The sequence below is a fragment of the Cellulomonas sp. HZM genome, from assembly GCF_000708885.1.
In the GTDB taxonomy this organism is placed as follows: domain Bacteria; phylum Actinomycetota; class Actinomycetes; order Actinomycetales; family Cellulomonadaceae; genus Cellulomonas.
This window is the reverse complement of record NZ_JEOE01000052.1, coordinates 1-13,636: the sequence shown is the minus strand read 5'-3', so window position 1 is coordinate 13,636 and position 13,636 is coordinate 1. Positions and strand designations below refer to the sequence as shown.

Below are 13,636 nucleotides of genomic sequence, written 5' to 3'. Positions count from 1 at the left end.
CGCCCTCACGAGGCGATCCAGGGACTTCGAACATGCGTATGAATCTACCCGAACCGGACACCCCGGGTCAACCCCAAAATGGCACCTGACCAGCACAAATACCCCTGTGGACAGGTCGGCGAAAACCGCGTGCTGTGGACGGCTCGACGACCGCGCGGGACGCCACATCACAGGAACCGCCCGGACCCAGCCGACCTGCCGCGCCTCGGCCCCATGCCCCGTGCCGCCGAGGCGTGGATCATGGGCGCATGCCTCACGAGTCCACGATCGCCCTCATCCGACCAGAGCGGCTGACGCCGAAGGCTCCGTACGCCTACGCGGCCGTGGCAGGGCCGGGCGAGCTCGTCTTCACCGCCGGCGCCTGCCCGCTCGATGCCGACGGCAGCACCGTCGCCGTCGGCGACGTCGCGGGCCAGGCGCGCCAGGTGATGGCCAACCTGGTCATCGCACTGGAGGCCGCCGGCGCGCGGCTGACCGATGTCGTCAAGACGACCGTCTACGTCGCCTCGTCCCGGCGGTCCGACCTCGGGACCGCCTGGGATGTCGTGCACGCAGCGTTCGGCGAGCACGAGGTGCCCAGCACACTGCTGGGTGTCACCGTGCTCGGCTACGACGACCAGCTCGTCGAGGTGGAGGCCGTCGCGATCCGTCCGCTCCCCACGAGCTGACCCTGCGCCGGCCCGGCACGTGCCGCCCGGCACGGGGACTCGGACGACGCGACGAGACGCCCGCGGGCTCGACGGCGTTCAGGACCCCGCGCCCGCGGCCCGTGTCAACCGGCGGCTCGCCTCCGCGACCACAGCCCGCACGTGCAGCGTGAACCAGCGATCGCCGGCCTCGCCCCAGTGCGCGTCGACAGACTCGATGGGGAACAGCACGACGCTCGTGCCGGGGGCGGACAGCGCGAGGTGCACGTCGTCGGCCTCGCCGCACGACGCCCACGACAGCGTCGGCACCTCCCGCACCACGAGGTCACCCAGCGCGACGCCGAACGCGTGCACGAGCGGGGCCGGGTCGGGGCGCTCGTCGGACGCGACCCACGTGGCGTGCACCCTGTCGAACAGGTGCCCGACGGTCCACTCGTCGACGTCGCCGTCGCACAGCTCCGCGACGAGCGAGCGGTGCTGCGCGACCCACACGTGCTCGGCCGCGTTGAGGGGCTGCACGTGGTGCTGGAGCGTGTCGTCGCGCGGCTCGTGCGGCGAGGGCAGCAGCTCCATGACCTGCACATCGGCCTTCGGGATGCGGCTCTTGACCCGAATCGTCGCGGATTCGCTCGAACGCGTGGTCCGGACGCACGAGGGCCGCGCCGACCGGGTGGTCGACGCGGCCCTCGGCCCCGCTCAGCGGGTCACTTCACCTTGAGCTTGTGGCTCGTGGCCGACGACGCGTAGTGGCTGTCGCCCTTGTAGGTGACGGTCACGGTCGCCGACTTCTTCGCCTTCGGCAGCGTCACGGTCGCCTTGCCGCTCTTGAGCGACGTGGTGATCGTGGTGGAGCCGACCTTGACGACGACCTTGCCGGTCGGCGTCGCGGCACCAGATGCTCCCTTGACCTGCACCTTGAGCACCGGCTTGCTGTTCTTCTTCACCGTCCAGCTCTTGGTGCTGACCGACAGCGTCGGCGTGGCCTTCGCGACGGTCAGGGCGGCCGTGGCCGACGACGGTGCGACCGACGTGCCGCCGAGGTACGCGGCCGTCAGCGTGTGCTTGCCGACGGACAGCGTCTTCGGGAGCGTCGCCGTGGCGGTGCCCGTCGTGCCGCTGACCTTGACCGTGGCGGTGGCGAGCACCTTGCTGCCTTCACGGAACTCGACCTTGCCGGCGGGTGCGACCGCGCCCTTGACGGTGGCCGTCGCCTTCACGGCCGTGCCGTACTTCACCTTCGTCGAGCTCAGCGCGAGCTTGGTGGACGAGGACGTCTTGACGTCCACGACCTGAGCACGCGTCGTCGGGTCCGCGTTCTGCGGGGTGAGGACGAGGATCTTGCCGGACGTCACGCCCGCGGCACGGTGCACCGCGATCGGGGTGTCGCCGTCGGTGAAGACGTTGGCGAGGTCGTCGGTCTCGAACCACAGCGGCGGCGCGAACGGGTTGACCGTGAACGGTGCGACCTCGTCGATCACGCCGTCGTCGGCCGCCGCGTAGGGCGACGCCGTGCCGACCGTCAGCGTGGGCTTCATGCCCGACGTGATGCCGACGTCCGCGAGGTTGATCGGCGCCACGAACACGCTGTTGTCGAACGCCACCGAGTCGACGTCACCGGCCTCCTCGTTGACGAGCTCGATGCCGACGAGCTGCTTGGTCGGGTCGGCGATCCGCAGGTCGTACGTCTCGGCCACCGTCAGGTCGCTGTCCGGGGACAGCTTCGTCACGATCGTCTCGAGGTCGGCCTTCTTGTCGCCGTTCAGGTCGATGTCGATGTACGGCGTGACGGCCCGGCCCAGCGAGGCCCAGCTGCCCTTGACCGCGACGCCGACCTCGAGCTTGTTGAAGCCCGCGGCCGGGACGTGCACCGGGTCGTTGATCGCCGCGACGAACGGCACGGTCGACGACCACCCGACGTACGTGATGTCGCCCGACGCGACCGCCGACTGCGAGGTGTGCAGCGCCGGGTCGACGGGCAGCTTCGGCGACGTCGCCGCCAGGATGAGCGGCGAGCTGAACGAGTCGAACCCGCCCGTCGTGACGCCGCGGCCCGTGACCGGGAGGTCCGCGACCGACGAGGACGACGTGAACACCGGCGACTTCGCGGTGAGCTCGCTGACCAGCTTCGGCGCAGCCTGGACCGGCACGCGGAGCTCGGTGCCCGTGGCGGGCTTGAGCACCAGGCGACCGGCGACCTCGGCGACGTACTCGCGCGGCAGGCCGGTCACGCCGTCCTCGACCGCCGACGTCGGGTCGATGTCCCGCTTGAGCGTCGACGGGTTGGCCGTCAGTGTCACGGTGACGTCGGCGGTGCCGCCGGCGGGGACCGTGATCGACGCGGGCGAGGCCGTGATCGTCGCGCCGCCGGCCTTGGTGGCGAGCGTGACCGACGTGGCGAAGGTCTTCGTGTTCTTCGAGTCGAAGTTCTTCACCGTCACGACCTGCTTCTGCACGACGGTCGCGGCCTTGACCGGCACGACACCGAACGTCACCGAGGTCAGCGCGGGCTTCGCCTTGTTGTACGCGATGACCTTGGCGTCCACCGCGGCGAGCGCGTCGACGCGGCCGGAGCCGACCCGCTGCGGGCCGTACTTCAGGCCGGTGCCGCCGGGCCCGGTGGTGACGTCGTGGGTCGCGGTGTTCATGATCGCGGCCTTGACCTGCGAGCTGGTCCACGCCGGGTGGGCGCGCACGACGAGCGCCGCGATGCCGGCCACGTGAGGCGTGGCCATCGAGGTGCCGGACAGGATCTGCGGGTGGTCACCCGTGCCGGACGCGGCCGAGCTGATGCCCGTGCCGGGAGCCGCCACGTCGGGCTTGGCGATGCCGAGCGAGCCGTGCACACCGCGCGACGAGCTCGCGTTGAGCAGGTCGCCCGCACCCTCCTGGGAGGCCTGCATGGCGAGACCGGGGCCGATGTGGAGCGACAGCGTGCCGGCCTTGATCTCGTCGGCCAGCGTGTCCGTGGACTGCTTGGTCAGCTGCGCGCCGGGGATGGCGGCGTTGCCGGCGATGCCCGCGGTGAAGACCGGGACGGTCGTCGGCAGCAGGACGCCGACGGCGCCGGCCGCGGTCGCGTTGTTGAACCGGGCCGCCGACCCGCAGGCACGCGTGCCGTCGTTGTCGTCCCACCACAGGTACGCGATCTTGCCGGCGACCTTCGCTGCCTGGTCCGGTGTGAACGCCGTGCAGCCGTCGAAGGTGGCTCCGACGTAGCCCACCTGGGCCGTCACGTCGCTGGTGCCGGTGTAGCTGATCGAGTTCTGCGCGGGCAGCTTCTGCCCCACGAGGCTCGGGTGACCCGGCGCCGCGGTGACCTCGACCGCGTCGAGCACCGGCTTGGCCACGGAGTTCGCGACCGTCAGCGCGCTGGCCGCGTTGCCGGGGCCGCCACCGATGTCGGTGATGTCGCCCGCGTTGCCGGACGCGATCGCGACGACCGTGCCGAGCGCGCTCAGCTTGTCGATGACGATGTTGTCGGGGTCGTCGGCCGGCGAGCCGTCCGAGCCGAGCGACAGGTTGACCACGTCGAGGCGGTCGGAGAAGTCGCCGTCGTTGTTCGGGTCGGCCGCGCGGTCGAGCGCGAGCGCGGTGAGGTCGGTCGAGCCGCCGATGTCACCGAACACCTTGAGCGAGTAGAGCTGCGCCTCGGGTGCGGCGCCGGGGCCCACGTCCCAGCCCGCGACCGAGGTCAGCTTCGAGTAGTCGCCCGCGAACGTGTGGCCGTCGGCGTCCACGCCGTAGCCCGCCGCGGTGCCGGCGACGTGCGTGCCGTGGCCGGAGTTGTCCGACGTGTACAGCGAGTCGATCGGGTTGGCGTCCGGGGTCGGGACCGGGTTGTAGTCGTCCGAGTCGGGGTCCGCGTTGTACAGCGGCCCAGCGAAGTCGTACCCGCCGATGAACTTGGTGCGGTCGAACAGCCCGGCCGGGATGGGGCCGCTGCCGTCGGTGCCGTACGCCTGCTGGTAGGCGGCCGGCGTGCCGGGGCCGCCGAAGTCGGCGTGCGTGTAGTCGAGGCCGGTGTCGATGACGCCGACGCGGACGCCGTAGCCGGTGTTCCCGGTCTCCTTCCACGTCTCGAGCGCCTTGGTGAACTCGACGGTGTTCGCGTTCTCGATCGTCTTGCGCGCGACGCGGTAGATCGCCACGACGTCGGGGCTCGACGCGAGCGCACGCACCTTGGCGGCGTCACCGGTGACGATCGTCGCGGCGACGAGGTTGCTGATCGTGCCGACGCGCTTGACCGCGGTGCTGTCGGCGTTCGAGGCCGTGAGCCTCGTCGGAACGACGTCCTCGGCGAGAGCCTGCGTCTTCTTCGCGTTGGCCTTGACGTCGGCCTTGTCGCCACCGGTCGCCTTCGACACGGTGACGCCTGCCGGAGCCTTGAGCTGCACGAACGCGGTGACGTTGCCGCTCGCACCGAGCAGGTCGCGCACCTTCGTCGCGTCCTTGGCTGCCTGGGCCCGCAGGGCGGGTGAGAGTCGATGGTTCGTCGGCGTGTCCGGTGGCGACGAGGCGGCGGACGCGGGCCCGGCGACGAGTGCCGAGGCGAGGACCACCGAGGCGGCGGTGACGGAGGCGAGGACGGGACGACGTGCCATGCGCATTCCCCTGGTTCGTTGGCGGAGCTGGTGCGCGCGCTGTGACCGGGGTCACGCGCGCGCCAGGCGAACGTTACTTGGTGGTAGCACGTTCCGGAAGAACGGACATGTTTCGCGTTCGTGACGGCTTGCTCGCGGCACGGGGGAACCTCGGCGGATCGCCCCGGGTGCATCATGTTCCTCCCGGAGCGACGAGGCGAGCGGAGCGGATGTGTCGGTCGACGTCGACGTCGTGGTCGTCGGGTCCGGGTTCGGCGGGTCCGTCGCGGCGCTGCGGCTCGCGGAGAAGGGGTACCGCGTCCTCGTCGTGGAGGCCGGCCGGCGGTTCACGCCTGAGACCCTGCCCCGCACCAGCTGGGACGTGCGCAGGTTCCTGTGGGCGCCGCGGCTGGGGTGCCGCGGGATCCAGCGCATCCACGTGCTGCCCGACGTCGTCGTGCTCGCCGGGGCGGGCGTGGGCGGCGGCTCGCTCGTCTACGCCAACACGCTCTACCGCCCCGAGGCCGACGAGTTCTGGGACGACCCGCACTGGGCCGGCATCACCGACTGGCGTGCCGAGCTCGCGCCGCACTACGACCAGGCCACGCGCATGCTCGGTGTCGTCGACAACCCGACGCAGACCCCGGCCGACGACGTGGTGCTCGCCGCGGCGCGCGACCTGGGCGTGGACGACTCGTTCCGCCTCGCGCCCGTGGGCGTGGTGTTCGGGGCCGACGACCGCGTCGAGCCCGGCGCCCACGTGCCCGACCCGTTCTTCGGCGGGGCCGGCCCGGACCGTCGAGGCTGCCTGCAGTGCGGCGAGTGCATGACGGGCTGCCGGCACGGCGCGAAGAACACGCTCGAGACGAACTACCTGTACCTCGCCGAGCGCGCGGGCGTGCGGATCGTGCCGGACACGACGGTCACCGCGGTCCGCCCCGACGGCGACGGCTGGCTCGTCGAGACCCGGTCGACGTCCGGCCGCGCCCGCCGGACGGTCCGCACGCACCAGGTCGTCCTCGCCGCCGGCACCTGGGGCACGCAGGACCTGCTGCACCGGATGCGAGCCACCGGCGTGCTGCCCGACCTCTCCGACCGCCTGGGCCACGTCACCCGCACCAACAGCGAGTCCCTGGGCGGCGCGGCGATGCGCTGGCGCGGGCACCGCACGCGGCCCGACGTGAGCCGCGGCGTCGCGATCACGTCCTCGGTGTGGCTCGACGAGCGCACGCACCTGGAACCCGTGCGGTACGGGCACGGGTCGAACCTCATGGGCCTGCTCGGGACGGTGCTGACGCCGGGCGGCGGGCGGGTCCCGCGCCCGTTGCGCTGGCTCGGCCGGGTGCTGCGGCACCCCGGGAAGGTCGCGTCGCTGCTGCTCGGGCTGCGGTCGTGGTCGCGGCGCACCGTGATCGGCCTGGTGATGCAGACCGGGGACGCGTCGATCACCGTGCGGCCGCGGCGCACGTGGCGCGGGCGGGTGCGGCTGACGTCCTCGGCCGACGAGGGCACGCCCAACCCCACGTGGATCCCGCAGGCGCACCACGCGTACGAGCGGATGGCTGCGCACCTGGGCGGCTTCGCGGCGAGCAGCCTCGGCGAGGTGGTCGACGTCCCGATGACGGCGCACTTCATCGGGGGCTGCGCGATCTCGTCGTCTGCGGCTGACGGCGTCGTCGACCCGTACCACCGCGTGCACGGCTACCCGGGGCTGCACGTGGTCGACGGATCGGCCGTCTCGGCGAATCCGGGGGTGAATCCTTCGCTCACGATCACGGCGCAGGCGGAGCGCGCGTTCGCGCTGTGGCCGAACCGCGGCGGGCCCGACCCACGACCCCTCGCGGGGGAGCCGTACGTGCGGCTCGCGCCCGTCCGCCCGGCACGTCCGGCGGTACCCGCGTGGGCGCCAGGGGCGCTGCGGATCACGCCCGTGCGGCGGGGGTCCGACGACTGATCCGTCCCCGAACCGGGCGGTCGCGCGGGGCGTCGCGGGCGCGTCGACCAGCGGCGGCCGGCGCCCGTCGTCGGGCGCTCGGCATCGGCCACCCCGACGCGCGTGCGTGCAGGTCAGGCGTTCGTCGTCTGCCGCGGCTTGGGGCCCGGGCGACCCTTCACGCGACGCTGCTCGATGCCGTCGAGGGTGGTCGCACGCCACACCGCGCCACCGTTGAGGCGACCGTCCGGCTGGGGCAGCCAGGACACCTTGCGAGACAGCCAGACGCGCACGGTGGAGTTCTCGACGCCGAGCCGCTCGGCGAGCCGGGCGATGTCGTAGAGGTCGTCGAGATCGTTGAGCACGGGGGAAGCGTAATGGCCCGCCGTCCCCGGTCCTGTGCGTCACGCATGTGTCTCAGATCACGGTCACGTATGCCCTGATCAGGCCTTTCGTCCGAGTTGGACCACCGACCAGGTCTGCTTACCCTGTCGCGGATGAGTGACAGAACTGCCGCCGAGCGACTGGGCGTGCGCCTGACCAAGGGCGCACTCGTCGCCGTGCTCGCCGCCGGGATGACCGCGACCGCCGCCGTCGCGCGCACGGTCGACGGCGGTCTCGTCGGCGCCTCGGCGCCCGGCGCGAGCGCAGCCTCCGGCGCGCGTTCCGCCGACGGGTGGGCGGCGCGCGACCAGGCCGAGGCGAGCTCGAAGACCGCGCTCGCCCGCACCGCGGTCATCGCGGCGGCCGACGACGCGCTCGCCGCCGCCGACGCGGCGCAGACCTCGGGCGAGGCGACCAAGGTCGACGACGCGAGGCTCGCGAAGCTCGACAAGGCGCGGGCCAAGCTCAAGAGGCTCGTGACGCAGATGCGCACCGAGCAGTCGGTCGAGCGGCGGTCGTCGGGTGCGGCCTCGCGCTCGTCGGACCGTGCGTCGGGCAGTGCGTCGGACGACCCGGCAGGCACGCCGGCCGACGAGCCGTCGAGCACCGGCTCCGACGCCGCGACGACCCCGACGCCCTCGTCGACCGCGTCCGACGCGCCCGCCTCCGAGGCGTCCTCCGCGCCCTCGGACACCCCCACGAGCGTCCCGGACGACAGCCAGGGCGACGGCGTCGCCGCCCCCGACCTGCCGGACGGCCTGACCTCCGGCGCGCTCGACCCCGCGTCCGCCCAGCCCGCGCCCGCGGTCACCGCCCCCACGACCGCGGACGGGCCGCTCACGTCGGCCGCCGAGAGCGCCGACGTCCCGTCGCTCGGAGCCTCGTCGTCCGCGGACGACGAGGTCACGACCGTCGACCACGCGGACGACGTCGAGGTGCCCGCCGTGACGGGTGCGGAGGACGACGACACCCTCGCGCTGCGCGATGCCGTGAGCGAGGTCGTCGAGCTGAGCGAGGTCGTCGAGGACACCGCCGAGGCCAAGGAAGCCGCGGCGAAGAAGGTGGCCGCCAAGGAGGCCGCTCAGGAGAAGGCCGCCGCGCAGCGCGCCGCCTGGAAGGCCTCGCTGCTGGGGTACGCCAACGGCCGCATCCCCGCGAGCGCGCTGTGCGCCCCGTCCTTCGACACCTCCGCGCTCCTGCGCTGCGACGCCGCCCAGGACCTCGAGAAGCTCGACGCGGCGTACCACGCGGCGTTCGGGACGCACCTGACGATCTCCGACTCGTACCGGTCGTACGCGGGCCAGGTCGCGTGCCGTGCGACCAAGGGCAGCCTGTGCGCCACGCCCGGGACGTCCAACCACGGCACCGGCGTCGCGGTGGACCTCGGCGCGGGCATCCAGACGTTCGGCACGCGCCAGTACGCGTGGATGAAGGCGCACGCCGCGCAGTACGGCTGGCACCACCCGTCGTGGGCGGAGACGACGAAGCTCGAGCCGTGGCACTGGGAGTACGTGGGCTGACGCCCGTCGTCCCCGCTCGCGCGGGTGCGCGTGTCGGTGGTCGTGCCTAGCGTGGGCTGCGGCGGTCGTCGGCCGCCGTGACCCCCTCACGGACGGAGCTGTCATGCCCACGCGTTCTGCTCGCACCTCCTGGACCGGCGGACTGACCGACGGCAGCGGCCAGGTGTCGCTCGCCAGCTCGGGCGCCGGCACGTTCGACGTCTCGTTCCCCAAGCGCGCGGCCGACGACGCCGGCGGCACGACGAGCCCCGAGGAGCTCATCGCCGCCGCGCACTCGTCGTGCTACGCCATGCAGCTGTCGGCCCTGCTCGGCGAGGCGGGCGGCACGCCGCGCTCGCTCGACGTCTCGGCCGACGTCACGCTGCGCCCCGACCCCGCGGGCGGCTTCCGCATCTCGGGGATCACGCTCAAGGTCAGCGGCGAGGTCGACGGCCTCGACGCCGACGGCTTCCGTCAGGCCGCCGAGGCCGCGAAGGCCACCTGCCCCGTGAGCAAGGCGCTGACGGGGACCGAGATCACGCTGGAGGTCTCCTGATGTCCACGCTCAACCCGTACATCAACTTCAAGGACCAGGCCCGCGAGGCGATCACGTTCTACGCGTCGGTCTTCGGCGGCGAGCCGACGATCAGCACCTTCGGCGACTTCGGCATGTCGGTCGACGAGTCCGAGAAGGACCTCGTCATGCACTCGCAGCTCGAGACACCGGCCGGTTTCACGATCATGGCGGCGGACACCCCGTCGCACATGGAGTACTCCCCGGGCTCGTCGATCACGGTGTCGCTCTCGGGCCCGCACGAGGACGAGGCGGAGCTACGCGGGTACTGGGAGAAGCTCGTCGAGGGCGGTCAGGTACCGCAGCCGCTCGAGCCCGCACCGTGGGGCGACGTGTTCGGGATGGCCACCGACAGGTTCGGGACGCAGTGGCTCATGAACATCGCGGGGGCTCCGCGGGAGGGCTGACCCGGCCGATCCGTCGTCCCGCGTCCACCGGTCGGCCCCGCACCCGGCGCCGCGCGCGCCGGGTGCGAGGATGCCCTCGTGGCAGCCGTGACGGACGACCTGGCAGACGAGGTGCGCACCGACGTCGTGGCGGCGTTGCGCTCCTCCGTGCGCGGTGTCGTCGACGACGGCTCGCGCCGCCGCGCCGAGTACTCGACCGACGCATCGAACTACCGCGTCGTGCCGCAGGTGGTCGTGTTCCCGCGGGACACCGACGACGTGCTCGCGGCGCTCGCGGTCGCCCGCGAGGCCGGAGTACCCGTGACGCCGCGGGGTGGGGGGACGTCGGTCGCGGGCAACGCGGTGGGCACGGGCGTGGTGCTCGACCTGTCGCGCCACGTCAACCGGATCCTCGAGATCGACCCCGAGGCGCGCACCGCCCGCGTCGAGCCGGGCGTCGTCATGGGCGCGCTGCAGAAGGCGGCGGCCCCGCACGGTCTGCGCTTCGGTCCCGACCCGTCGACGCAGAGCCGCGCGACGCTCGGCGGGATGATCGGCAACAACGCGTGCGGCCCGCGCGCGGTGGCGTACGGACGCACGGCGGACAACGTGCGCGAGCTCGACGTGGTCGACGGCACCGGCCGCCGGTTCACCGCGGGACGCGGCTCGCTCGACGCCGTGCCCGGCCTCGCGGAGCTGGTCCGCGGGAACCTCGACGTCATCCGCACCGAGCTGGGCCGGTTCCGGCGCCAGGTGTCGGGCTACTCGCTCGAGCACCTGCTGCCCGAGAACGGCACCGACCTCGCCAAGGCGCTCGTCGGCACCGAGGGGACCGTGGGCACCTGGCTCGGCGCGACGGTCGACCTCGTGCCGATCCCGTCGACGCCCGTGCTCGTCGTGCTCGGCTACCCGGACATGCCGAGCGCCGCCGACGTGGTGCCGACGCTGCTCGCGCACCGGCCGATCGCGATCGAGAGCATGGACGCTCGGCTGGTCGACGTGGTGCGGCGGGTCCGCGGCGCCTCGGCCGTGCCGCCGCTGCCCGCGGGTGCGGGGTGGCTGTTCGTCGAGGTCGGGGGAGCGACGCTCGACGAGGCGATGGCCGCCGCGCACGCCCTCGCCGCGGACGCCGCGACCGACGCGGTGGGACTGTTCCCGCCCGGCCCGCAGGCGTCCGCGATGTGGCGCATCCGCGAGGACGGCGCAGGCCTCGGTGGCCGCACGCCCGCACGCGAGCAGGCGTGGCCCGGCTTCGAGGACTCCGCCGTCCCGCCCGAGCGGCTCGGGCAGTACCTGCGCGACCTCGAGGCGCTCATGACGTCGCACCGTGTGGACGGCCTCGTGTTCGGGCACTTCGGCGACGGCTGCCTGCACGTGCGGCTCGACATCCCGCTCGAGCGCTCGGGCGACCCGCTGCGCGCGTTCATGACCGACGCCGCGCACCTCGTCGCGTCGCACGGTGGCTCGTTGTCCGGCGAGCACGGCGACGGCCGCGCGCGTTCCGAGCTGCTGCCCGTCATGTACTCGCCGCGCGCGATCGGCCTGTTCGAGGCGTTCAAGAACCTGCTCGACCCGCGCGACCTGCTCAACCCCGGCGTCCTCGTGCGGCCGCGCCCGCTCGACGCCGACCTGCGCCGGCCCGCTGCGAAGCCGCTGCTCGCGACCACCGGCTTCTCGTTCGCGCACGACGCCGGGGACCTCACCACCGCGGTGCACCGCTGCGTCGGCGTGGGCAAGTGCCGCGCCGACAACTCCGCCGCGGGCGGCTTCATGTGCCCGTCGTACCAGGCGACGAAGGACGAGAAGGACTCCACGCGTGGGCGTGCGCGCGTGCTGCAGGAGATGGCGAACGGGTCGTTGGTCTCGCGCGGGTGGTCGTCGCCCGAGGTGCACGACGCGCTCGACCTGTGCCTGAGCTGCAAGGCGTGCTCGTCGGACTGCCCTGCGGGCGTCGACATGGCTCAGTACAAGTCCGAGGTGCTGCACCGTACATATCGCCGTCGGCTGCGGCCTGTGAACCACTACGCGCTCGGCTGGCTGCCCCGCTGGGCACGGCTCGTGACGTCGTCGTCGCTGCTCGCGCGCGTGACCAACGCGGTGCTCGGGGTCCGGCCGATCGCTCGCGCCGTGCTCGCGGGCGGCGGGATGGACACCCGGCGCTCGATGGTGACGTTCGCCCCCGAGCCGTTCCGAGCCTGGGTGCGGCGCGGCGGCGCCGGGCAGGTGACGGTGACCGGGCGGGCCGACGAGCATGCGGCGGCGCCGACGACGAGCGAGGCGATCGCGGGCGACTCGTCGGCGGCGAAGGCCCTGCGCCCGCCGGTGCTGCTGTGGACCGACTCGTTCTCCGACGCGCTCTCGCCGTCCGTCGCGCGCGCCGCCGTGACCGTGCTGCGCGACGCCGGCTACGAGGTGCTGGTCCCGGACCACCAGGCGTGCTGCGGCCTGACGTGGATCAGCACGGGCCAGCTCGAGGGTGCGCGTCACCAGCTCGAGCACCTGCTCGAGGTGCTCGGGCCGTTCGCGGTCAACGGCATCCCGATCGTCGGCCTCGAGCCGTCGTGCACCGCGGTGCTGCGCAGCGACCTGATCGACCTGCTGCCCGACGACCCGCGTGCCGCGGCCGTCGCGCGCGAGACCCGCACGCTCGCGGAGCTGCTCACCGCGCCCGCGCCCGTCGGCCCGGGCGACCGGTGGCAGGTGCCGGACCTGTCCGACGTGACGGCCGTCGTGCAGCCGCACTGCCACCACTACTCGGTCATGACGTGGGACGCCGACCGTGAGCTGCTCACCAAGGCCGGCGCGTCGTTCTCGGCGCTCGCCGGCTGCTGCGGCCTCGCGGGGAACTTCGGCATGGAGAAGGGCCACTACGACGTGTCGGTGGCCGTCGCCGAGAACAGCCTGCTCCCGGCGCTGCGCGCAGCTGCACCGGGGGACCTGTACCTCGCTGACGGGTTCTCGTGCCGCACGCAGGCCGACCAGCTCGCGGGCGTCGAGGGCGTGCACCTCGCCGAGCTGCTCGCGAGCCGCGTCGTCGCCTGAGAGCCGCTCCGTCGCCAGGCGCCCGTCCGGCGCTCCGCACGCGTCCGGAGCCGCGGACCGTGCTGCTCGGCCGCTACTCGCGCTCGATGCGTTCGTACCCGCGCCCGGGGTGCCACTGCTCGACGACCAGGCGGTCGCCGCTCGAGGCGATCCGCGTCAGCACCACCTCGCCCACGTCGAGCGCGAAGTAGCTCCCCGGCGGACCGTCGCCGGTGTGCTCGATCGGCACGAGCCTGCCGGCCAGCTTCGCCTCGCCGGCCCACTGCGTCGGCTCGGCTGGTGGCTCGAGCGTGGGCGAGTGGATCGCGACGCGGGCGTCCCGCTCCACGTCGGCGAGCTTGCGCGAGCGCGGCATCATCCCGAGCGTCACGTCGTCGCCGATCTCGAGCTCGGTGCCGCTGATCCGCGGCGAGCCGTCGGCACGCAGCGACGCCATCGTCTTGTTGGTCCCCGACGCGAACAGCGCCTCGACGGCCGCGGCGAGCTCGGGCACCTCGTCGCGCACGTCCACCCATCTGGTCACGCTGCCGTTCTACCCCCGACCACCGACACCCGCCCGGGCGCCATCCGGAGGGGGACGGGGAGCGGGGT

The 13,636-nt window shown here is 73.2% G+C and carries 10 protein-coding genes; 6 read left to right on the top strand and 4 right to left on the bottom strand.

The genetic code is table 11. The features are described from left to right. The first annotated feature begins 248 nt into the window (after positions 1–248). Positions 249–668: a RidA family protein gene (locus tag AW16_RS0115975; RefSeq protein ID WP_029292018.1), complete on the top strand. Its 420-nt coding sequence runs from the start codon at positions 249–251 to the stop codon at positions 666–668. A gap of 78 nt (positions 669–746) precedes the next feature. On the opposite strand, the gene AW16_RS0115970 is transcribed toward AW16_RS0115975, so the two are convergent. Together AW16_RS0115970 and AW16_RS0115965 are read right to left on the bottom strand one after the other, a co-directional pair. Then, positions 747–1,220, bottom strand: coding sequence for a DUF3806 domain-containing protein (locus tag AW16_RS0115970; protein WP_156044218.1), 474 nt, complete (start codon positions 1,218–1,220; stop codon positions 747–749). Between the two features lie 131 nt (positions 1,221–1,351). Continuing rightward, complete coding sequence (locus AW16_RS0115965) at positions 1,352–5,248, bottom strand: S8 family serine peptidase (RefSeq protein WP_051682020.1); 3,897 nt, start codon at positions 5,246–5,248, stop codon at positions 1,352–1,354. Between the two features lie 211 nt (positions 5,249–5,459). On the opposite strand from AW16_RS0115965, the gene AW16_RS0115960 reads away from it, so the two are divergent. Then, positions 5,460–7,181: an FAD-dependent oxidoreductase gene (locus AW16_RS0115960; RefSeq protein WP_029292013.1), complete on the top strand. Its 1,722-nt coding sequence runs from the start codon at positions 5,460–5,462 to the stop codon at positions 7,179–7,181. Positions 7,182–7,294: 113 nt separating this feature from the next. On the opposite strand, the gene AW16_RS0115950 is transcribed toward AW16_RS0115960, so the two are convergent. After that, positions 7,295–7,525, bottom strand: a complete 231-nt coding sequence (locus AW16_RS0115950; RefSeq protein ID WP_029292011.1) for a hypothetical protein — start codon at positions 7,523–7,525, stop codon at positions 7,295–7,297. A gap of 132 nt (positions 7,526–7,657) precedes the next feature. Between AW16_RS0115950 and AW16_RS17855 the strand changes: the two genes are divergently transcribed. The 4 genes from AW16_RS17855 to AW16_RS0115920 all read left to right on the top strand — a co-directional run bounded on the left by AW16_RS17855 (position 7,658) and on the right by AW16_RS0115920 (position 13,045). Beyond that, entirely contained in the window at positions 7,658–9,064 is a 1,407-nt protein-coding gene (locus AW16_RS17855; protein WP_156044217.1) for a D-alanyl-D-alanine carboxypeptidase family protein, read from the top strand. A gap of 103 nt (positions 9,065–9,167) precedes the next feature. Further along, on the top strand, positions 9,168–9,599 hold the full coding sequence (locus tag AW16_RS0115930; protein WP_029292007.1) for an OsmC family peroxiredoxin: 432 nt from the start codon (positions 9,168–9,170) through the stop codon (positions 9,597–9,599). After that, on the top strand, positions 9,596–10,024 hold the full coding sequence (locus tag AW16_RS0115925; protein WP_029292006.1) for a VOC family protein: 429 nt from the start codon (positions 9,596–9,598) through the stop codon (positions 10,022–10,024). Before AW16_RS0115930 ends, AW16_RS0115925 begins: the two co-directional genes overlap by 4 nt. A gap of 78 nt (positions 10,025–10,102) precedes the next feature. Next, positions 10,103–13,045 (top strand): FAD-binding and (Fe-S)-binding domain-containing protein, encoded by a 2,943-nt coding sequence (locus tag AW16_RS0115920; RefSeq protein WP_029292004.1) that lies wholly within the window; start codon positions 10,103–10,105, stop codon positions 13,043–13,045. 73 nt (positions 13,046–13,118) lie between these two features. On the opposite strand, the gene AW16_RS0115915 is transcribed toward AW16_RS0115920, so the two are convergent. Beyond that, positions 13,119–13,568: a hypothetical protein gene (locus AW16_RS0115915; protein WP_029292003.1), complete on the bottom strand. Its 450-nt coding sequence runs from the start codon at positions 13,566–13,568 to the stop codon at positions 13,119–13,121. Between the last annotated feature and the right edge of the window lie 68 nt (positions 13,569–13,636).

What these genes read in the sequence shown, in the direction of transcription:
- AW16_RS0115975 (WP_029292018.1), top strand. Translation starts at nt 249, where the DNA reads ATGCCTCACGAGTCCACGATCGCCCTCATCCGACCAGAGCGGCTGACG.
- AW16_RS0115970 (WP_156044218.1), bottom strand. Translation starts at nt 1,220, where the DNA reads ATGGAGCTGCTGCCCTCGCCGCACGAGCCGCGCGACGACACGCTCCAG.
- AW16_RS0115965 (WP_051682020.1), bottom strand. Translation starts at nt 5,248, where the DNA reads ATGGCACGTCGTCCCGTCCTCGCCTCCGTCACCGCCGCCTCGGTGGTC.
- AW16_RS17855 (WP_156044217.1), top strand. Translation starts at nt 7,658, where the DNA reads ATGAGTGACAGAACTGCCGCCGAGCGACTGGGCGTGCGCCTGACCAAG.
- AW16_RS0115930 (WP_029292007.1), top strand. Translation starts at nt 9,168, where the DNA reads ATGCCCACGCGTTCTGCTCGCACCTCCTGGACCGGCGGACTGACCGAC.